Raw genomic sequence first — 20,099 nt, 5'->3', positions numbered from 1 at the left:
CCCGCCGAGGTATCGTATAGCACCCCTGCCCCCTGATGCAGGGGCGCATCGGGGCCTGGCCCCCCGTCGCGGGCGTGGCGGAATGGTAGACGCAGCGGACTCAAAATCCGCCGTCCGAAAGGATATGTCGGTTCGAGTCCGACCGCCCGCACCAGCTTCCCTAGAGACGATGTCCGCCTCAGGCGCCGCGCTCGACCGGAAACAGCGCCCGCAGCCGGGCATTGCGCAGCCAGAGACCGCCCCACATCACGAGCCCCAGATAGAGGCTGAAGAGGATGTGGCTGAAGAGCGGATTGCCCACCCGGATCTGGCTGGCCATGGCGCCCCCGAGGATCGCCATCATCAGCACGGCCCCCAGCAGGCTGGTGCGCGGGATGAGATAGAGCAGGACGCAGGCGAGCTCGAGCACCCCGATCATCAGGGTAAATCCGGCCGGCCAGCCGAGCTGGGCCATCGTCTCCTCGGCCACCGGCATCATCATGAGCTTGGGCGCCACCGAGGCGCCGAGCATGAAGAGGGCGAAGGCGCCGCTCAGGACCCATCCGGTGATGAGCATGGGCTTGGTCGTCATGACGGGGAAATCCTTTCAGGACTATCCTTGAGCGCAAGGGCCGCTTCGAGCTCCGGGCGCAAGGGAGCACCCTGGGCTCCGCCGAGGCGGGTGCATTTGAGCGCGGCGGCAAAGACGGCAAAGCGTGTGGCGGCCATTATGGGTTGACCTTCGGCAAGCGCCAGCGCGAAGGCCCCGTGAAACACATCGCCGGCCGCATTGGTATCGATGGACTCGACGCGTGGCGCAGGCGTGTGATGCACGGGCCCGCCGGGCGAGGGCGACCAGAAGCAGCCGCGCGCTCCATCGGTGACCAGCACGAAGGCCCAATAGCGATCGGCGAGGCGCAGGAGGGCTCGCTCGGGATCGGTTTCGCCCGAGAGAATGGCTGCGCCATCTCGCGAGGCAAGGATGTGGCTGGCCCGTCCGGCGAGATCCTTAAGGATGGAAAGGGGCGCCGTATCGGCATCGAGAATGGCGGGAAGACCAGCCTGTCGCGCCGCGTCTAGGGCCAGTGCGGCAGCAGTGGGCCAGCGCGCATCCACGAGCACGGCGGCGACGCCCGAAAGATCGGGAAGCGCGGCGGGCGGGCTCACGATCGCTTCTGGATAATGGACGACGACGATGCGCTCGCCGGAGGCATCGACGAGGATCGTCGCGGCAGCCGAGGCCGTCCCCGCGACCCGCCGGACATCGGACCGTTCGACCCCGGCGGCATCGAGGGCCGAGAGCAGGCTCTCACCCGTCAGGTCATCGCCCACCGAAGCCCAGAGCCGGGCCCGTCCGCCGAGCCGGGCAATGGCGATGGCGGCGCTCGTCGCCATGCCGGCACAGGCCTCGACCCGGGCCTTAGCGAGATATTTGCGTGCGCCTGCGGGCAGTTCGGGCAGGCGATAGGTGCTGTCATGGGTGAGCGCACCGACACACAGGATTGCATCCGCCATGGCACCGGCTCCCGCGCCCCTGCCCCCGGTCCGCGACCGCTTCGGAGCCGCCTTCAGCATGCCTTTGCCGCCGCATCGGGGCAAGCCGTGAAAGCGCATCCCCGGGCGCTCGGCGCGGCCCTGGCGCAGAGGGACGAATGGTCGCGCAAACCCCGACAGATATTCGGGATTTGCGGGTTGCGCTCAGGCGCCTGCACCGCTAGCAAGAACCACCCCCACACGCGATGGACGTTGCCATAGCCTGATGCCCACCGAACTGGCGCTGACCCTGATCTGGAGCCTGCCTTTCCTCGCCGCCGTGATCGCGATGGCGATGCCGGCCGGGGCGCGCAATGGCGAGGCCTGGCTCGCCGGAACGGTAGCCGCGGTGGGGCTCGTGCTGACCATCCTGCTGTTTCCGCAGGTGGCCGATGGCGGGGTGGTGCACAGCACCATCACCTGGATGCCGGCCTATGGGCTCGATCTCGCCTTCCGCATGGACGGGCTGGCCTGGCTGTTCTGCGTGCTGGTGACGTTCATCGGCCTGCTGGTCGTGCTTTACGCACGCTACTACATGTCGCCCAAGGACCCGATCGCCCGGTTCTACGCGCTGTTCCTCGCCTTCATGGGGGCGATGCTGGGGCTCGTGATGTCGGGCAACATCATTCAGCTCGCCATCTTCTGGGAGCTGACGAGCCTCGTCTCGTTCCTTCTGATCGGCTACTGGTATCACCGCTCGGATGCGCGCGACGGGGCGCGCATGGCGCTGGTGATCACCGGCACCGGCGGGCTGGCGCTGTTCGTGGCGATGATGCTGATCGGCCATATCGTGGGCAGCTACGATATCGACGTGGTGCTGGCCTCGGGCCGGCTGATCGCCGAGCACCCGCTTTATCCGGTGACGCTGATCCTCTTCCTGCTCGCCGCCTTCACCAAGAGCGCGCAGTTTCCCTTCCAGTTCTGGCTGCCCAACGCCATGACGGCGCCGACCCCCGTTTCGGCGTATCTGCATTCGGCCACCATGGTGAAGGCCGGCGTGTTCCTGATGACCCGGTTCTGGCCGGTGATGGCGGGCACGGACATGTGGTTCTGGATCGTGACCTATGGAGGGCTCGCGACGCTCCTCTTCGGGGCCTATGCCGCGCTCTTCCAGCGCGATCTCAAGGGCCTGCTCGCCTATTCCACCATCAGCCATCTGGGGCTGATCACCACGCTGCTCGGCATGGGCACGCCGCTGGCGGCAGTGGCCGCCATCTTCCACATCGCCAACCACGCCACCTTCAAGGCGTCGCTGTTCATGGCCGTGGGCATCATCGACCACGAGACCGGCACGCGCGACGTGCGCAAGCTCAGCGGGCTCCGCCGCTCGATGCCTTTCACCGCCACCCTCGCCATCATCGCCTCGGGCGCCATGGCCGGCGTGCCGCTGCTCAACGGCTTCCTCTCCAAGGAAATGTTCTTCACCGAGACGGCGATCTACGATCCCAATGTCTTTGTAAACCTGTCGCTGCCCATCGTCGCGACGCTGGCGGGCATGCTCTCGGTGGCCTATTCGATCAAGTTCGTGCATGGCGTGTTCTTCGGCCCCGAGCCGACGGGGCTCGAAAAGACCCCGCACGAGCCCCCCGCGCTGATGCGCCGCCCCATCGAATTGCTGGTGCTGGCCTGCCTTGCCGTCGGCATCATTCCGGGCATCACCATCGGGCCCTACCTCGCGGCCGCGGTGGTTTCGGTGCTGGGCGGGGATACACCCTATTACAGCCTTTCGGTATGGCACGGCTTCAACCTGCCGCTGATCATGAGCATCATCGCGCTGCTCGGCGGCGTGGCGATATATGTGCCCTATTACCGGCGCCTGCGCGGCATCGATGGCGATCCGCTGCTGCGGGGTCTGCGCGGCCAGCGCATTTTCGAGCGCCTCCTGATCACCGCCACCAATCGCTGGGCCCGCAAGATGGTCTCGGTGTTCGGGACCCAGAGGCTGCAGCCGCAGATCTTCATCGTGGTGCTGCTGGCGCTTGCCGCGGGCGTCGGGGCCGGATGGGCCCGGATGGGCAACCTGCCTTTGCCCTCGAGCTTCGACCCGGTTCTCGGCCTCGTCTGGATCGTGGGCGGGGTGAGCGCGCTGGCCGCCGCCTGGCAAGCCAAGTTCCACCGTCTCGCCGCGATGATCCTGATGGGGGGCGCCGGGCTCGCCACCTGCATCACCTTCGCCTGGTTCTCGGCGCCCGACCTGGCGCTGACCCAGCTTCTGGCCGAAATCGCCACCACGGTGCTGATCCTCCTGGGCCTGCGCTGGCTGCCCAAGCGCCTGCCCGTGCCCGAGGACATCAGCATCGGCATGCGCCTCAGGCGCTATCGCGACGTGATCCTGGCCGCCGCGGTGGGGCTGGGCACGGGGCTCGCCAGCTACGCCATCATGACGCGGCAGGCGCCCGAAGGGATTTCGGAGTTCTTCCTCGCCAACGCCTATACCGAGGGCGGCGGCACCAATGTGGTCAACGTCATGCTGGTCGATTTCCGCGGCTTCGACACGCTGGGCGAAATCACCGTGCTGGGCGTCGTGGCGCTGACGGTATTCGGCCTCCTCCGCCGCTTCCGCCCTGCCCCCGACAGCGCCGACAGGCCCGAGCAGCAGCGCGTGCAGGCCGATTTCGCCGAGGCGCAGGGCAGCGCCAATGTGGCGGCGGACTTCCTGCGCATCCCCGCCCTCATCATGAACTGGATGTTCCCGGTGGTGATGACCGTGGCCATCTACATGTTCCTGCGCGGACACGACCTGCCCGGCGGCGGCTTCATCGCCGGCATCGTCATGTCGCTCGGCTTCATCCTGCAATACATGGCCGGTGGCACGCGCTGGGTTGAAGACCGGCTGCGCATCCTGCCGGTCCTCTGGATCGGCTGGGGCCTGCTGATCGCGCTGCTGACCGGGCTCGGCGCGATGGCGCTCGGGTTCCCCTTCCTCACCTCGGCCTTCGCCTATGCCGACATTCCGCTCATCGGCAAGGTGCCGATGGCCACCGCGCTGCTGTTCGACCTCGGGGTCTTCGCGCTGGTCGTGGGTGCCACCGTGCTCATGCTGATCGCGCTCGCGCACCAGTCGATCCGCCGCCCCAAGCCGGCCTCGACGCCGCAGCCCAGAAAGCGCGAGGGGCTCGACACATGGAACTAACCCTTGCCATCGCCATCGCCGTGCTCGCGGGATCGGGCGTCTACCTGCTGCTGCGCCCGCGCACCTTCCAGGTGATCATCGGGCTCTCGCTCGTCTCTTACGCCGTCAACCTCTTCATCCTCTCGATGGGGCGGCTGCGCATGGATGCGGCCCCGATTCTCTCGGGCGCCAATGCCAACCCCGCCGACTATACCGATCCGGTGCCGCAGGCGCTGGTTCTGACCGCCATCGTCATCGGCTTTGCCATGACCGCCCTGTTCCTCGTCGTGCTGCTGGCCGCCCGCGGCCTGACCGGCAACGACCATGTCGATGGCAAGGGCAATTGATGGATACGATGAACCACATCGCCATCCTGCCCATCCTCGTGCCGCTGGCAGGGGTCATCGCCAATCTCGTGATGGGCGACCTCAAGAGCAACAAGCTGCTGCGCCTCAACGTGGCGTTCAGCATCATCCTCGTGCTGGTCTCGATCCTTTTGATCGTGGCGCTGGCGCAGGGCGACGGCACGGCGGCGGCCGTCTATTCGCTGGGCAACTGGCCCATCCCCTTCGGCATCGTGCTCGTGGCCGACCGGCTTGCGGCGCTGATGGTGCTGGTCACCTCGATTTTGGCGCTGGCCGCGCTGCTCTTTGCATCGGCGCGTTGGTATAATCGCGGCACCAATTTCTTCCCGCTGTTCCATGCCCTGACCATGGGGCTGAACGGGGCGTTCCTCACCGGGGACCTCTTCAACCTCTTCGTGTTCTTCGAGCTGCTGCTCGCCGCCTCCTACGGGCTGGTGCTGCATGGGGGCGGGCGCAACCGGGTGAAGGCGGCGCTGCACTACATCGCCATCAACCTCGTGGCGTCCTTCCTCTTCCTGATCGGGGTGGCGCTGATCTATGGCACCACCGGCACGCTCAACATGGCCGATATCGTGCGGGCCGCCCCGCTGATCGCGCCGGAAAATCGCGGCCTCTTCGAAGCCGGCGCGGCGGTTCTGGGCGTCGCGTTCCTCATCAAGGCCGGTGCCTGGCCGCTACATTTCTGGCTGCCCAACACCTATTCGGCCGCCGCCCCGCCGGTCGCGGCGCTGTTCGCGGTGATGACCAAGGTCGGGTTCTACGCCATCCTGCGGCTCTGGACGCTGATCTTCGCCAACGGGCAGCCCGAGGAATTCGCCTTCGGACAGGCATCGCTGCTGGCCATCGGCTTCTGCACCGTCGCCTATGGCAGCATCGGAGCGCTGTCATCAAAGGCGCTCGACCGGCTGGCAAGCTATCTGATCCTGGTTTCGGCCGGGACCCTGCTGCTGGCGGTGGGCTATGACGCGCCCTCGGTGACCACAGGCGCGCTGTTTTACGTTGTGGTCGCGACGCTCGCGGCGGGGGCATTGTTCCTGCTCAAGGACGTGATCGACCAGACCCTGCCGGCCGAAGCGCAGGTGCTGGCCGTGTCTCTCGAATTTTATGGCGACGAGGACGAGCAGCTCGACGAGGACGAGGAGGTGAGCCCCACCACCCCGGCCGCGGCCACGGTGATCAGCTGGTGCTTTGCGGTCGCGGCGCTGGTGATGGCCGGCCTGCCGCCGCTGTCGGGCTTTCTCGCCAAATTCGTGATGATCTCGGGCGCGATCAATACGGGCGAGACCCCGACGGCGGCGACCTGGGTGTTCACGGCGACGCTCATCGTCTCGGGGCTATTCGTGCTCATCGCCATGGTGCGCAACGGCATCAACATCTTCTGGACCTCGCTGCCCGACGGGGCCGTGCGCATCCGCATGCTCGAACTCGTGCCGATCGTCGGGCTGCTGGGGTTGTGCGTGGTGATGTCGATCGCCGCCGGCCCGGCGCTGGGCTTTCTCGCCGACACCGCGGCGGGGCTGCACAACCCGGCGAGCTATGTGACGAGCGTGCTCGGATCGGGGGCCGCGCCATGACGCGGCTTTTCCCCCATCCGCTGCTGTCGGTGGTGCTCCTCGTGTTCTGGCTGATGCTGCAGCAATCGGCGGGGCTCGGGCATATCCTGATGGGCGCGATCGTCGGCACCATCGTGCCGCTGGCGGCCCGGCCGGTGATCGGCGAGCGCGTCGGGCTGCGCCGGCCGCTCAAGGCGCTGCAGCTTCTGGGCGTGGTGCTGGTGGATGTCATCCGCTCCAATGTCGCGGTGTTCCTCGTGCTGCTGAGCCCCAGGCCCAAGCCCACCGAGGGCTTCATCGAGATGCAGCTCAAGCTCAGCCATCCGTTGGGGCTCGCGACCCTCGCCTGCATCCTGACCGCCGTGCCGGGTAGCGCCTGGCTCGAATACGACCAGGATCGCAGCACGGTGCTCATCCACGTCTTCGACCTGGTCGATGCCGATGAATGGGTCGAGATCGTCAAGACGCGCTACGAATCGCTGCTGCTGGAGATTTTCCCATGAGCCTCGCGATCCTCCACTGGAGCCTGTTTGCCAGCCAGCTGATGCTCGGCCTCGCCATGCTCGCGGCGCTCTGGCGCATCGTCAGCGGACCGCGCGCGCAGGACCGCATCCTGGCGCTCGACGCGCTTTACGTGGTGGCGCTTTTGCTGCTCGTGACGCTCGGGATCCGCACCAATTCGCAGGTCTATTTCGAGATCGCCATGCTGATCGCCCTGCTCGGCTTCGTGGGTACGGTGGCGCTCGCCAAATTCCTCATGCGCGGCGAGGTGATCGAATGATCGCCAATCTGCCGCTCTGGCTCTCGATCCTCGTTTCGGCTGCCGTGGTGCTGGGTTCGGCCCTGACGCTGGCCGGATGCTTCGGGCTCGTGCGGCTGCCTACTTTCTACCTGCGCATCCATGCCCCGACCATGGGCACGAGCCTTGGCGGCGGGCTGATCCTTCTGGGCTCGGCGCTCTATTTCAGCCTGACGCAGGGCCGGGTGGTCTTCCACGAACTGGCGATCTTCGTGTTCGTGACGGTGACCACGCCGGTGACACTGATGCTGCTGGCGCGCGCCACGCTCTTTCGCGATCGCGTCGAAGGCGGATCGGCCGTGCCCCCAAGCTTCCGCAAGCCCGAGCCGCTCGCGACCGAGGCCGAGATGCAAACGGGCATCGTCGAGACCAAGGCCGACTGAACTCAGCGACGGTTGCGCTGGCTGCGCAGCATGAGTGCGGCAAAGGGCAGGCTGGCGGCGATGCGGCCCCAGTTAAAGCGCTGGCGCTCGCGCTGGGGCCGCTCTTCGGCCTCGAGCCGCTTGCGGGCCGGGGGCCAGACGCGGCCCACGTGATCGGCCATATAGGCACCGCGTTCGCCCAGCGGCGCCTCGGGACCGGTAGTGGTGTCGCGGGCGGTCTGGTGCTCGATCTCGGAATTGAGCTCGGCGCCCATGATGACGATGATGGTCGAGAGCCAGAACCAGGTGAGCAGGGCGATCATGGCGCCCAGCGAGCCATAGGCGGCGTCGTAGTCGGAAAAATTGGTGACGTACCAGGAAAAGACGATCGAGCCGATGCCGAGCCCGAGCACGGCCAAAAGCGTGCCCGGCGCGATCCAGCGCCAGCGGGCGGCCTCGCGGCTCGGGCCCCAGCGATAAAGGGCCGAAAGGCCGAGCCAGAGAATGGCGAGCATGACGGCATAGGCGGCGACGCGAACCCCGATTTCGGCCAAAGGGCCGAGCGGCAGGAGCGACAGGATCGGCGGCATGGCGATGACGGCGGCGGCCACGAGAATCGCCGCCATAGCGCCGCCGAGCGTGAAGAGCAGTGCCAGCCCGCTGATCTGGAAGAAATTGCGGCGCTCTTCTTCGGCGTAGGCGACGTTCATCGCCTCGAACATCGATTTGACGCCGGCGCTCGCGCTCCAGAGCGCGATGGCGAGCGAAATGAGGAGCGTGATCCCGAGCGTATCGGCCGGCCGGGCCGCGAGCCGGGTCAGCTGGTCGGCAATGAGCGCCAGCGCGGCGTGCGGCACGATGCCATCGAGCAGCGCGAGATGGGAAACGACGCTCGCCCGGTCGGCAAAGAGCCCGTAAAGCGCAACGACGGCGGTGAGCGTGGGGACGAGCGCGAGGACGAGGTAGAAGCTGACCCCGGCGGCGGTGAGCATGACGCGATCTTCGCCGAGCGCGCGATAGAGCCGCCAGGCGATATCCTTCCAGCCCTTGGGCGGAATGGCGATAGGCGTGGATGCGGCGCGGCCGCGATCGGCCTGCGCGACGCGCGCGGCGGTCTGCTGGTCCATGTGAGCCCCCAAAGGCGAAAAGGGGCGTTCGCAATCCTGCGAACGCCCCGTCTGGTCAGTTGCGGTCGATACCCGAACCGGTGTTCGAGTAGCCGGTGGACGGCTTCTCATCGGCCTGCGCCGACTGCTGGATGCCGGACTTCACCTCGTCATGAAGCTCGGCAAGCTTCTCGCCGGCTTCGGCATAAAGCGTCTCGGCCTTGGCCTTGCCATCCTGATAGAGCGAGTGCGCCTCCTCGACGGCCTTGGCCTTGACCGCATCGGCGGCCTCGCCCAGCACCTTGTCTTCCTGCTTGGTATGCGGCAGGGCGGCACCCAGTGCCGCACCCACGGCGAAAGCCAGGGCCCCGCCGACCAGCGGCTGGTCGCGGAACTGCGAGAGGATGGTGCGGTTGAGCCGGTCGGCCTGCTGGCGCAGCTGGTCGCCCGCATCCTGGGCGCGCTCGCCGAGGCGATCGGCCTGCTCCTTCACGCGGTCGCGGGCATCGTGGAGTGCGGCGCGGGCATCCTCATAGGTATGCGAAGCCCAGCCGCTGGCCTCCTCGAAGAGATTGCCGGCCTCGTCGCGGAAATGCTTGACCTGCTGGCCGGTGGCATCGGTGAAGCCCTTGAAGCGGTTGCCCGCATCATCCATGAAATGCCCGGCGCGGTTGCCGGTCTTGTCGGCGAGAGCCCGCCAGCGCTTGCCCGAATCGTCGGAAAATTCGCTGTAATGGCGGCCCCGGTCATCGGCCATGTGACCGACGCGGGTGAGGCTCGAACCGCTGATGGTGGCCAGCGGATAATCGATCTCGTCGGCCGTATCATAGCCGGCCGAGCCATAGTTGGCCGAGCCGTAGCCGCGGCGGGTATTGATGCTGTCATCCCAGCGCTGGTCGGTGCCGCGATAATCGGTTGCCGGCACGGTGCCATTGGGCTTGGCCATCAGCCAGGCCAGCGACACCCCGAGCAGGGCCACCGGGAGCGGGTTGGCGGTGATGGTCTTTTGCAGACCCGAGACGAACTCGCCGCCGCCGCCCTTGGTATAGGCCAGAAGCTCGTCAACGAGCTGGCCCGGGGACAGGCGCTGCTGCAGCTCGTCGATGGTGTTTTCCACCCGCGCGCGCTGGCTGTCGATCTCCCGCTCGATTTCGGCTGCGGTCTTGCCGTTTTCGTTCGTGGCCATCAGAGCCTCTCCTTGACGACGTCGGCATCGCGCCCCAGCGAGGCGGCGGTGCGTTCAAGCTTGAAATTATCGGCCTTGAGGTGCGAGAGACCTTTCTGGGCCATGCCCCAGGCGATGACCGCGACGATCACGCCCACGATCAGCGCCGAGATGGCGCCGGCGGTGTGTTCGGCGATGCCCTGGGAGACGAGAATGCCCGTCAGCATGCTGACGACGGCGCCGAGCAGAACCACGAGGGCGGCGATGCCGAGAACGGCGCCGCCAAGCGCCATCTCGATGCCCACGATGCTCTTCTGGAGCTTTTCGCCGGCTTCGGCCTTTGCGAGCTGGATCTCCTTGCGGAAGAGGCTCGGCAGGTCGGAAACGAGGCTGCCCAGCAATTCGGGCAGGCTGCGCCCGCTATCGGTACGCGGATCACCGGCCATAGACATTGTCGCTGCCTCCCTGTGTGCCGGACTGGAACCGGTCTTCGCTGGGGGTAAGGGCATCCTCATCGCGCCAACTCTGGCGAGCCGAGGCGGCCGTTGCGGCCGGCTTGGGTTCGGGCGCGGCGCGATGGGCAGAGGCCAGGGCGAAGCGGCTGGCGGCAAAGCCGATCAGCGCTGCGGCGCCAAGGAAGGCGACGGGCTGGCGGCGGCCGAAATCCTGCGCCATCGTCATCAGCTGGTCGACATCCTTGTCGCGCAGATTGCTCGACAGGCGCTCGGCGCCGCCGGCGATATCGCGGGCATAGCGGGCGATGGCGCCCTTGTCGTCGCCTTCGAGTTCATCGGCGACCCGCGACAGGGCCTGGGCGACGCCCTCGATCTGGCCGGCGGCGAGACCCTTCTGGTCCTCGGCGAAGCCCTTGGCCTTTTCGGTCGCATCGCCGATGCGGGCCTCGGCTTCGTGGCGGATGGCGCGCACGTCTTCGGCGGCCTTGTCCTTGATCGCGTCGAGATCGTGACGCGCCGTCTCGGTGGCCGCCTTGAAATCGCGCTTGGCTTCGCCGGCCGTGTCCGCCATTGCGGCCTCGGGCCGACCGGCAATCCCGTTCAGGGGATCGTTCGGCTGCATGGTCATCTCCTCTGATCTTGCGCGACGATCCCCTCGAGGTCGTCGCGCTCTCAGGCTCAAAATGCCGCGCAACCCCACAAGTTCCGCAATTTCGCCTTGAATTTCAGAGGTTTAGTTGGGGCGGACACACCAAAGCCGGGCCCGGGCACAAATCGCCCGGCCCCGTCGAGCCGCGTCAATCAACCAGCCGCGCCGTGGTTCGTTCCGATCAGACTTTCGGATAGGGGATGCAGAAGGGCCGGCCGAGCTCGGGATCGGTCAGAACCTTGCAGCCGATGCCGAACACCGCCCCGATATTGGTTTCGGTCATCACCTCGGACGGCGGGCCCTTGGCATGGACGCGGCCGCCAGAGAACATCACCATCTCGTCGGCATAGCGCGATGCAAGATTGAGATCGTGCAGCACCAGCACAACGGTGCGGCCCTTGTCGCGGTTGAGGCGGCGCACGAGTTCGAGCGTTTCGATCTGGTGGCGGATGTCGAGATGGTTGGTGGGCTCGTCGAGCAGGAGGATCGGCGCATCCTGGGCCAGCACGGTGGCGAGCCAGGCGCGCTGCATCTGCCCGCCCGAAAGCGCGCCGAGCCGGCGATCGAGCAGGTCGCGGAGTTCGCAGGCATCGATGGCGGCATCCACCGCCTGCCGGTCGGCCGGGGAGAGGCCTCCGAAGCGGCTGCGATGGGCGTAGCGTCCGAGGACGACCAGTTGCTCGACGAGGAGATCCTCGGGCGCCGAAGGCGACTGGGTGAGCATCGCCATCTGGCGGGCCAGCGCCTTGTTGCCCTGTACCGAGACGGAGCTGCCATTGAGGAAGATATCGCCGGTGCGGGTGCGCACGAGCCGGCGCAGCGCCTTGAGCGCGGTGGATTTGCCGCAGCCATTAGGGCCGCAAAAGACCGTGACGCGGCCGGCGGCGAGATCGAGCTCGAGATCGGCAAAGACCGTCACCGGACCATAAGCGAGCCCGGCGCGGCGATAGGAGATGGCGGCAGCCGCTTGCGTCTCAGGCATGGGTGCGGCCCCGTGCGATCAGGAGCCAGATGAAATAGGGCGCGCCCAGAATGGCGGTAATGGCGCCCGACGGCACTTCAAGCGGGGAAAAGGCGAGCCGCCCGAAGAGGTCGGCGCCGGCGACGATCATCGCCCCGATGATGGCGCTGAGCACCAGCATCGGCAGGGCGCGACGGCCCACGATGAGCCGCGCCGCATGGGGTGCGAGGAGCCCCACAAACGCGACGCCGCCGACGAAGGACACAGCCGTTGCGGTGAGCAGTACGGAAAGCCCCATCAGCGCGAGGAAGGTGGGGGTGACGGCCAATCCACTGGCAGCGGCCGACTGGTCATCGAGGACCAGCTGGTCCATGGCGCGCGGCATCAGCGCGATGATGGGCACCAGCATGGCAAGCAGCACCCCGACAATGGTGACATCGTTCCAGTGCGCCGCCTGCACCGAGCCGGCAAGCCAGGTCAGCGCCTGATTGGCGCGGTAGATCGGCCCGACGATCATCAGGACGGTGACAAGCGCGCTCGCCAGCGCGCCGAGGGCGATGCCATAGACCACCATGCGGGTGGGCCCGAGCCCGTCGCGCCAGGCGAGCAGCGTGACGAGGCCGGCAAAGGCGAGGGCCCCGAGAGTGGCGGCGAGCGGCTGCCAGTGGATCGAGACGGTGAGGGCATTGGCCTCATCGGAAAAGATCCACAGGAAGGCGACGACGCCGAGCGCAGCGCCATTGACGATGCCGAGAATGGAGGGCGAGGCGAGCGGATTGCGCGTCGCGGTCTGGAGCAACGCGCCGGCGAGCGCGAGGGCGGCGCCGGCTTCCATGGCAAGAAGCACGCGCGGCAGGCGGAGCTTGAGCACGATGATCTGCTCGGTGCGCTCGCCCCCGCCCAAAAGCACGGCGAGGGCGCGATCGGGGGTGAGCCCCGAACTGCCGAGCCCGACCCCAAGCACGAGGACGGTGGCCAGAAGCCCGAGCGCGACGATCCAGACGAGCGGCAGGCGCAGGGGCGTGCGCGAAAGCCCGATGCCACTGGCGATGGGGAGTGTCGGCGCGCTCATGCCCGCACCTGCCGCAACGTGCCGGCCTGAAGGAGGATGACGAGAACCGGCACCCCTACAAAGGCCAGCACGGCACCCACGGGCGCCTCGGAGGGGTGAATGACGAAGCGGGCTGCGATATCGGCATAAATCGCCAGCGCCGCCCCGATGATCGCGGAGAGCGGCACGAGCACGGCGTGGCCCGCCCCCGCGAGGCGTCGCGCGATATGGGGCGCGACGAGCCCCACGAAGCTCACAGGCCCCGCCGTGGTCACCGCTGCTGCGGCGAGAAGCGCGGCAAGGCCCAGCATCAATGCGCGCAGCGCGCCGACGGGCACACCGAGCGCGGCGGCGCTCTGGTCGTCGGCGGCCAGCACATCGAGCGCGCGGGCATTGATGAGCGCGATGAGAAAGGCGAGGGCCGTGACCGGCGCGGCCAGCCAGAGCAGCGACAGGCTGCGATCGACGAACCCGCCCGAGAGCCAGAAGATCAGCGTTTCCATCGCCGTCTCGTCGACCACGAGCACGATCTGCGTGCCGGCGGCAAAGAAACCCGCCAGCGTCACCCCGGCCAGCAGCGTGTTGACGCTCGACATCGCCCCGCCCGCGGCAAGCGCGAGGGCAAAGACCAGCGCGGTGGTGCCGAGCGCGCCCAGCGCGGCGATGGCGGCGAGCGGCAGGAGCCCGGCCACATCGAAGACCGCGACCGCGATGACCACCGCCAGCGCCGCGCCGGCATTGATGCCGAGAAGATCGGGCGAGGCGAGCGGATTGCGCGACACCGATTGCAGCAGGAGGCCGGCGAGCCCGAGCCCTGCCCCGACCACTGGCGCGATCAGGGTGCGCGGCACGCGCAGCGTCGCGATCACGAGGGACGCCGTGTCATCCCCACCCCCGAACAGGGCCGCCCAGACCTCGGCCGGGCTGTTCTGCCGCACCCCGAGATGGAGCGACAGCACCATGCCCAGGGAGAGCACGGCGAGAGCCGGGAGCAGCAGGCGCGACGATCTGGAGGGAAATCCTGACACAGATTTTATGAGTTGACCTATCAGATTATTGCCGCGATATCTGCCACGCCCGAGCGCGGCTGGCAACCCGCCTTTGCCGGTCGGGAAGGAGGCAGGACCTCATGTCCTTGAAGCATTTGCTGTCTGCGCTGGCCGTCGTGGTGATGGCCGCCAGCCCCGCGCTTGCGCGCGACGTGACCCATGCGATGGGCACGACCACGGTGCCCGATGCGCCGCAGCGCGTCGTGGTTCTGACCAATGAAGGCACCGAAGCGCTGCTCGCGCTGGGCTTGACCCCGGTCGGGGCCGCCCGCAGCTGGCTCGGCAATCCCTGGTATGCCCACATCACCGAGGCGATGACGGGCGTCGAGGACCTCGGCACCGAAAGCGGCATCAATCTCGAACTCGTGGCCGCCCTCGAGCCCGACCTGATCATCGGCAACAAGCAGCGCCACGAGCAGATCTATCCGCAGCTTTCGGACATCGCCCCCACCGTGCTGTCGCAGGAATTGCGCGGCGACTGGAAGATCAACCTCGCGCTTTATGCCGAGGCGGTGGGCAAGACGGCCGAGGCCGAAACGGTGATGGCCGATTTCGATGCGCGCGTGGCTGACCTCTCGGCCAAGCTCGGCGACACTCTCAAGGAAAAGGTCTCGGTGATCCGCTTCCTTGCCGGACAGACCCGCATCTACCAGCTCGATTCCTTTTCGGGCGTGATGCTCAAGCAGCTCGGCTTCGACCGGCCGGCCAACCAGAATGTCGAGGAATTCGCCCTGCGCGTCGGCAAGGAGAGCATTCCCGACATGGATGGCGACCGCATCATCCACTTCACCTACGACACCGGCGACGGCGCGGGGCTCGCGGCGGCTGAGGACTATCTCAACGACCCGATCTGGCTGGGGCTTTCGGCCGTCAAGGCCGGCAAGGTCAACGCGGTGGACGACGTTATCTGGAACACCGCCGGCGGGGTTCTGGCCGCCAATCTGCTGCTCGACGACATCGCCCGCATCTACGGCGTCGAGTAGGCCGGACCCTCACCGTGGCCCATGCTTTCTGTCGCACCGAAAGCATTGCTGCCGGCGAGCCCCTCGCCGGCACGGGCGCCATTTACGAGCGTATCCTGCTCTTGTCCTGGCCGCGCCGGCACTGGCGCATGCCGCGCAGCGCATCGGTGGGGGTGAGCCCGGTGCTGGGTGCGGCCATCGAGAGGGCGATCTCGGCGCGGGTGCATCTCGTGCTCGTCGACCATCCCGATGCGGGTGCGACGCTGCCGGCGCTGTTTTCGCCGCGCGACGGCATCGCGGCGGAGTTCGACGACCAGGCCGGGCTGGCCCGCGCCATCGACCACTACGCGCAAGGCGGCAGCATCGACGGGCGGCGCGAAGACCGCACCATCATCCTCTGCTGCACCGATTCGCGCCGCGATGCCTGCTGCGCCCGCTTCGGGCAGGAAACTTTCCGGCAATTGCTGGTCCAATGCGACCCGGCGCGGCACCTGCTGTTGCAGGCGAGCCATCTCGGCGGCTGCCGGTTTGCCGCCTCGCTGATGGTCTTTCCGCATCTGCACCGCTACGGGCGGCTGGGCCCGGAAGCGGTGACGGATTTCCTTTCGACGCTCGGCCGGGGCGAACCCTATCTCCCGGCATTTCGCGGCCATGCCGACCAGAGCCCGAGCCGGCAGGTCGCCGAGATCGCCGCACGGCGCTGGGCGGGCGAAGCCGGAGAGGACACGACGCAATTGTCGCTCGAGGCCGTATCGGAAACGGCCGGCAGCGCGATCTATGACGTTGCCTGCGGGAAGGCGCGGCTCACCATCGCGGTGACGGCCGACATGCAGCCCGTATTCGGCACCTGCTCCGCCCTCAAGGCAGACAAGCCGCTGATGACGGAGCGCTGGCAGGTGACGAGCCTCAGCGTCTCCTGAGGTTCAGCGCGCCGGCAACATGCGCGAAAACACCCCGTCGCGCTTGATGAGCGCATGGTAAAGCGCCGCCCCGACATGGATGGCGATCAGGAGCACGAGCGGAATGCGCACGACGGCATGGATAGCCTTGGCCCGCTCGGCCAGCGCCCCGTCGGGCGCGACGAGCCGCGGGACCCCCAGGGCATCCCAGACTTCGAGGGGAAAGCCGCCGGCGACCACGCGGACATAGCCCGAGACCGCCATGACGATGATGAGCCCATACAGCAGCCAGTGCGTCGCATGCGCGATGCGGCGCTGGAGCGGCGGCACGGAGGCGGGCAGCGGCGGCGCGGGGCGCAGCAGGCGATAGATGAGGCGCACGAGAATGAGCGCCAGGATCACCACCCCGATATTCTTGTGATAGGTGAAGAGCGGATCCTGCAAGGACCGGGGAATGCCCGGCTGCAGCATGATCATGGCCACGGGGATGGTGGAAAAGACCAACAGCACCGTCAGCCAGTGCATCGCCTGCGCCGGGCCCGAATAGCGCCCCGCCCCGAAAACCCGTCCCGCCTCAACCATCCTTGCCCCCATCCAGCGAAAGTGATCGGCCCAGATGCCGAGATCACCGTACAACGCCGGCCAAGCGCTTGACAGTATGAACCAAGCTCCGTCACGTGGATGTCATGGGCGAACCTTCACTGCTTTCAACCGCCGGCCGCTTGCCGCCGTCTCCGGTCTCCTATCCGGGCGACCGCGTGTTGCCCCGCTTCGTGCTGGGCGCGGCGCTCAACCTCGTCGTGGTGCTCCCGGTTTCGGCCTGGCTCGCCGACGGGCGCCCGGCCGGCATGGCGCTGGGCGTCGCCACATTCATCGCGCTCCAGGCCTTTGCCGCCCATCTGTTGCGCCGCCTCTATCCGCATGAGCGGCTGGGGCTGTGCAATCTCGTCACCCAGTTCCGCTCGGGGCTGATCGCGGCCTTCACCGCGCCGCTCGCCGTGCCCGGGCTGCTTGCGACCGATGCGGTGGTGGGCTGGTCGCTGCTGGGGCTGGCGATCTTTGCCCTCTCGCTCGATGGGGTGGATGGGTTTCTCGCCCGGCGCAGCGGGCTCGTGTCGCGCTTTGGCGCGCGCTTCGACGTCGAGATGGATTCCATTCTCGCGCTCATCCTCACGCTGCTCGTGCTGCAATCGGGCAAGGCCGGGCTCTGGGTGCTGGTGCTGGGCGTGATGCGCTATCTCTTCGTGCTTGCCGGCATGGCGCTGCCCTGGCTCAATGCCGACCTGCCCGAGCGCTTCAGCCGCAAGGCTATCTGCGTCATCCAGATCGCAACGCTGATCGCGCTTCTCGCGCCCTTCATCACGCCGCCTTTCGCCTGGTGGCTGGCGGCGGCAACGAGCGCCCTGCTGGTGTGGTCGTTCGCGGTCGACGTGGTGTGGCTCGCCCGCAACCGGGTGCGCTAGAGCCTTGGCAGTGACAGTTCGCGGCCTCCTCGCCCGCCTGCCGGCGCTGCTGGTTTCGGCGCTCATCATCGATCTGGTGCTGATCCAGCCCAATCATCCCGATGCGATGACCTGGGGCGCGCTGCGGCTCTTTCCGCTCGAACTCCCTGTGATCCTCCTCACCATGATCGCGCTGGCCGGCACCGGCTGGCTGGTGCGGGCAGTGCGCGCCGTGCTGGTGGTGGTTCTGGTCGTCATCGCCGTGCTGAAGGTGGCCGATTACGGCATGTTCATCGCCTTCAACCGCCCATTCAACCCGCTCATCGACATTCATCTGGTCGAAGCCGGGCTGAGGCTGCTCTCGGGCACCATCGGGCAGGTGCAGGCGACCGCCATCGGCATTGCGGCGGCGATAACGCCCTTCGTGCTCGCCTGGCTGCTCTGGTGGGCGACCGGGCGCTGGTCGCGGGTGGTGACGCCGCCCGCGGTGCGGGGCGTAGCGGTGATTGGCGTCGTCCTCGCCTCCGGGCTTGCGATCGCCGAGATCGGGCAGGCCCGTCGCGCCTGGACACTGCCATTTTCCCCGCCCGGGGCTGCCTTCACCGCGCGGGTCGGCATCGAGCGCATCGAAATCTACAGGGCCCTGCTCGCCGACCTCGAGGATTTCCGCAAGGCGGCCGATGCCGATCCCTTCCCCCAGACGGCGGGGCTCTTCGACCGGCTCGAGGGCGCCGACGTGCTGGTCATCTTCGTCGAGAGCTATGGGCGCGCCAGCATCGACAATCCGCTCTATGCCCCCACCCATCGCGCCACGCTCGAGCGCTTCGAGACGGGCATCGCCGAAACCGGGCTCGGCATGCGAACGGGCTGGCTGACCTCGCCGATTTCAGGCGGGCAGAGCTGGCTGGCGCACGCAACCCTCGCCTCGGGGCTGAGGGTGGACAATCAGGCGCGCTATTCGGCCATGCTGGCGAGCCCGCGCCACACGCTCTTTCACCTCGCCAATGATGCCGGCTATCGCACCGCTGCCGTGATGCCCGCCATCACCCTGCCCTGGCCCGAGGCGCGGCTTCTCGGTTTCCAGCAGGAAATGCCGGCGGCGGCGCTGGGCTACAAGGGCGATCCCTTCAACTGGATCACCATGCCCGACCAGTTCACGCTCGAAGCCTTCGACCGGCTGACGGCGGGCGAGGACCTGAGGCGCTTCACCCAGATTGCGCTGATTTCCTCGCATGCGCCCTGGACCCCGGTGCCCCAGATGGTGCCGTGGGACGAGATCGGGGATGGCACGATCTTCAATCAATGGGCCAATTCGGGCGACCCGCCCTCGGTGGTCTGGCGCGACCAGGACCGGGTGCGCGAGCAATACCGGCTGACAATCGACTACGCGCTCGAGGCGGTGCTCGACTATGTCCGCCGCCATGCCGAGGATGACCGGGTGACCATCATCCTGGGCGATCATCCGCCGGTTGCCTGGGTCTCGGGCGTTGCGGGCGGGGATGTGCCCATCCACATGATCGGACCGCCCGAACGGCTCGCAGCCATCGCGGACTGGGGCTGGACCGAGGGACTGATCCCCGGACCCGACGCGCCCGTATGGCCGATGGAGGCCTTTCGTGACCGGCTGATCTCGGCCTATTCCTCGCAAGTTTCAGAAAGCAGCCGATGACAGAAGCCGCAATTCTCGCCGAGCGTGAGGCGCCCCGGCCCGGGCGGCTGCGGCTGATGCGCTGGCTGCGCCTCATCGTGCCGGTGCTGATCCTCGCGCTGCTCTGGAAACTGGCCGACGGGCCGCGGGCGCTGGCGCGCCTCCAGACGATCGACTGGGGGTGGCTTGCGGCGGCGCTGCTGCTGGTCAATCTGCAGACCGTGCTGTCGGCGCTGCGCTGGAAGCTCGTGGCCGACGCGCTGGGCATGCCGATCCGGCTCAGCCATGCGGTGCGCGAATACTACATCTCGCAGCTGGTCAACCAGACACTGCCCGGCGGCGTGGTGGGCGATGCGGCGCGGGCCGTGCGCGCCCGGGCCTCGGGCGGGCTGGCGCGGGCGGCGCAGGGCGTGATGATCGAGCGGCTGGCCGGCCAGCTGGCGCTGCTTCTGGTGCTGGGCACCGGGCTGGTGATCGGCGCGATGATGCCGGGCGGCATGGCGCTTCCAGGCCTGCCCTCGGCGGGTGCGCTCATGATCCTTGCGCTCGTCGTGGTGGTGGCCGGGCTCGTGATGATGGTCGCGGCGCGCAAGGTGCGGTTCCTCGCGAGCTTTCCGCAGGCGATGCGCGATGCGCTCTTTACCGGCACCCGGCTGCCGTTGCAGGCGGGTCTGAGCCTGCTCATCGTCGCGACCAACCTTGCGAGCTTCTCGTTTGCGGCGCTCGCCACCGGCACGACGCTGGGGCTCGAGGGCGTGCTGATCCTCGTGCCGCTGATCCTGTCGGCGATGCTCATTCCCGCAAGCGTGGCCGGATGGGGGTTTCGGGAGGGAGCGGCTGCCGCCCTGTTTCCACTGGTGGGCGCCTCGGCCTCGGCCGGCCTCGCGGCAAGTCTCGTCTTCGGGCTCGTGATCCTCGTGGCAAGCCTGCCCGGCGCGCTCTTTGTCATCAGACTGAAAAAAATCCTCTAATCCGGGGCACCGGATGCAACGTTTCGCGTTGTAGTGCA

At 67.6% G+C, this 20,099-nt stretch carries 21 protein-coding genes and 1 tRNA gene; 12 read left to right on the top strand and 10 right to left on the bottom strand.

The window, feature by feature from the left end; all coding sequences use genetic code 11:
• Positions 1-68 precede the first annotated feature (68 nt).
• Positions 69-154, top strand: a tRNA-Leu gene (locus tag BT183_RS14150).
• Positions 155-178: 24 nt separating this feature from the next.
• Here the strand turns inward: BT183_RS14150 and BT183_RS14145 are convergent.
• Positions 179-571, bottom strand: a complete 393-nt coding sequence (locus BT183_RS14145; protein ID WP_072344261.1) for a DoxX family protein — start codon at positions 569-571, stop codon at positions 179-181.
• On the bottom strand, positions 568-1,494 hold the full coding sequence (locus BT183_RS14140) for a PfkB family carbohydrate kinase (RefSeq protein WP_072344857.1): 927 nt from the start codon (positions 1,492-1,494) through the stop codon (positions 568-570). Before BT183_RS14140 ends, BT183_RS14145 begins: the two co-directional genes overlap by 4 nt.
• Before the next feature lie 244 nt (positions 1,495-1,738).
• Between BT183_RS14140 and BT183_RS14135 the strand changes: the two genes are divergently transcribed.
• Genes BT183_RS14135 through mnhG form a run of 6 tightly spaced genes read left to right on the top strand, consistent with a single transcriptional unit; the run spans position 1,739 to position 7,724 of the window.
• On the top strand, positions 1,739-4,645 hold the full coding sequence (locus BT183_RS14135; RefSeq protein ID WP_072344258.1) for a monovalent cation/H+ antiporter subunit A: 2,907 nt from the start codon (positions 1,739-1,741) through the stop codon (positions 4,643-4,645).
• Positions 4,636-4,971: a Na+/H+ antiporter subunit C gene (locus BT183_RS14130; RefSeq protein ID WP_072344255.1), complete on the top strand. Its 336-nt coding sequence runs from the start codon at positions 4,636-4,638 to the stop codon at positions 4,969-4,971. Before BT183_RS14135 ends, BT183_RS14130 begins: the two co-directional genes overlap by 10 nt.
• Positions 4,971-6,563 (top strand): monovalent cation/H+ antiporter subunit D, encoded by a 1,593-nt coding sequence (locus tag BT183_RS14125; RefSeq protein ID WP_177282547.1) that lies wholly within the window; start codon positions 4,971-4,973, stop codon positions 6,561-6,563. Before BT183_RS14130 ends, BT183_RS14125 begins: the two co-directional genes overlap by 1 nt.
• Positions 6,560-7,045: a Na+/H+ antiporter subunit E gene (locus BT183_RS14120; protein ID WP_072344252.1), complete on the top strand. Its 486-nt coding sequence runs from the start codon at positions 6,560-6,562 to the stop codon at positions 7,043-7,045. Before BT183_RS14125 ends, BT183_RS14120 begins: the two co-directional genes overlap by 4 nt.
• Positions 7,042-7,323, top strand: a complete 282-nt coding sequence (locus BT183_RS14115; RefSeq protein ID WP_072344249.1) for a K+/H+ antiporter subunit F — start codon at positions 7,042-7,044, stop codon at positions 7,321-7,323. Before BT183_RS14120 ends, BT183_RS14115 begins: the two co-directional genes overlap by 4 nt.
• Positions 7,320-7,724: a monovalent cation/H(+) antiporter subunit G gene (gene mnhG / locus BT183_RS14110; protein ID WP_072344246.1), complete on the top strand. Its 405-nt coding sequence runs from the start codon at positions 7,320-7,322 to the stop codon at positions 7,722-7,724. The genes BT183_RS14115 and mnhG overlap by 4 nt, the downstream gene beginning before the upstream one ends.
• Before the next feature lie 2 nt (positions 7,725-7,726).
• Here the strand turns inward: mnhG and BT183_RS14105 are convergent, their stop codons facing one another.
• The 7 genes from BT183_RS14105 to BT183_RS14075 form a co-directional block, all read right to left on the bottom strand.
• On the bottom strand, positions 7,727-8,830 hold the full coding sequence (locus tag BT183_RS14105; protein ID WP_143145808.1) for a YihY/virulence factor BrkB family protein: 1,104 nt from the start codon (positions 8,828-8,830) through the stop codon (positions 7,727-7,729).
• A gap of 55 nt (positions 8,831-8,885) precedes the next feature.
• Complete coding sequence (locus BT183_RS14100; RefSeq protein ID WP_072344240.1) at positions 8,886-9,995, bottom strand: DUF3618 domain-containing protein; 1,110 nt, start codon at positions 9,993-9,995, stop codon at positions 8,886-8,888.
• Positions 9,995-10,426 carry a phage holin family protein gene (locus BT183_RS14095; RefSeq protein WP_244545337.1) on the bottom strand — a complete coding sequence of 144 codons (432 nt, stop codon included), beginning with the start codon at positions 10,424-10,426 and terminating at the stop codon, positions 9,995-9,997. The genes BT183_RS14100 and BT183_RS14095 overlap by 1 nt, the downstream gene beginning before the upstream one ends.
• Entirely contained in the window at positions 10,410-11,051 is a 642-nt protein-coding gene (locus tag BT183_RS14090) for a hypothetical protein (protein WP_143145807.1), read from the bottom strand. The genes BT183_RS14095 and BT183_RS14090 overlap by 17 nt, the downstream gene beginning before the upstream one ends.
• Before the next feature lie 208 nt (positions 11,052-11,259).
• Positions 11,260-12,060 carry an ABC transporter ATP-binding protein gene (locus BT183_RS14085; RefSeq protein WP_084603543.1) on the bottom strand — a complete coding sequence of 267 codons (801 nt, stop codon included), beginning with the start codon at positions 12,058-12,060 and terminating at the stop codon, positions 11,260-11,262.
• Positions 12,053-13,111, bottom strand: a complete 1,059-nt coding sequence (locus tag BT183_RS14080; RefSeq protein WP_084603542.1) for a FecCD family ABC transporter permease — start codon at positions 13,109-13,111, stop codon at positions 12,053-12,055. The genes BT183_RS14085 and BT183_RS14080 overlap by 8 nt, the downstream gene beginning before the upstream one ends.
• Entirely contained in the window at positions 13,108-14,067 is a 960-nt protein-coding gene (locus tag BT183_RS14075; RefSeq protein WP_244545336.1) for a FecCD family ABC transporter permease, read from the bottom strand. The genes BT183_RS14080 and BT183_RS14075 overlap by 4 nt, the downstream gene beginning before the upstream one ends.
• A gap of 152 nt (positions 14,068-14,219) precedes the next feature.
• On the opposite strand from BT183_RS14075, the gene BT183_RS14070 reads away from it, so the two are divergent.
• Together BT183_RS14070 and BT183_RS14065 are read left to right on the top strand one after the other, a co-directional pair.
• Complete coding sequence (locus BT183_RS14070; RefSeq protein ID WP_072344231.1) at positions 14,220-15,122, top strand: ABC transporter substrate-binding protein; 903 nt, start codon at positions 14,220-14,222, stop codon at positions 15,120-15,122.
• 14 nt (positions 15,123-15,136) lie between these two features.
• The gene (locus BT183_RS14065; RefSeq protein WP_072344229.1) at positions 15,137-16,021 is read left to right on the top strand and encodes a sucrase ferredoxin; all 885 of its coding nucleotides are present in this window, start codon (positions 15,137-15,139) and stop codon (positions 16,019-16,021) included.
• A gap of 3 nt (positions 16,022-16,024) precedes the next feature.
• Here the strand turns inward: BT183_RS14065 and BT183_RS14060 are convergent, their stop codons facing one another.
• Positions 16,025-16,582: a cytochrome b gene (locus BT183_RS14060; protein ID WP_072344226.1), complete on the bottom strand. Its 558-nt coding sequence runs from the start codon at positions 16,580-16,582 to the stop codon at positions 16,025-16,027.
• A gap of 104 nt (positions 16,583-16,686) precedes the next feature.
• On the opposite strand from BT183_RS14060, the gene BT183_RS14055 reads away from it, so the two are divergent.
• The 3 genes from BT183_RS14055 to BT183_RS14045 are packed head-to-tail and all read left to right on the top strand — an operon-like array spanning position 16,687 to position 20,061.
• Positions 16,687-17,463 (top strand): CDP-alcohol phosphatidyltransferase family protein, encoded by a 777-nt coding sequence (locus BT183_RS14055; RefSeq protein WP_084603541.1) that lies wholly within the window; start codon positions 16,687-16,689, stop codon positions 17,461-17,463.
• Positions 17,464-17,473: 10 nt separating this feature from the next.
• Complete coding sequence (locus BT183_RS14050) at positions 17,474-19,111, top strand: sulfatase-like hydrolase/transferase (protein ID WP_210185475.1); 1,638 nt, start codon at positions 17,474-17,476, stop codon at positions 19,109-19,111.
• Complete coding sequence (locus BT183_RS14045; RefSeq protein ID WP_210185474.1) at positions 19,108-20,061, top strand: lysylphosphatidylglycerol synthase transmembrane domain-containing protein; 954 nt, start codon at positions 19,108-19,110, stop codon at positions 20,059-20,061. Before BT183_RS14050 ends, BT183_RS14045 begins: the two co-directional genes overlap by 4 nt.
• The last annotated feature ends 38 nt before the right edge of the window (positions 20,062-20,099 follow it).

Origin of the sequence: Devosia enhydra (assembly GCF_900119845.1) — a bacterium.
GTDB lineage: Bacteria > Pseudomonadota > Alphaproteobacteria > Rhizobiales > Devosiaceae > FPKU01.
This window is presented reverse-complemented; position numbering and strand designations above follow the sequence as displayed.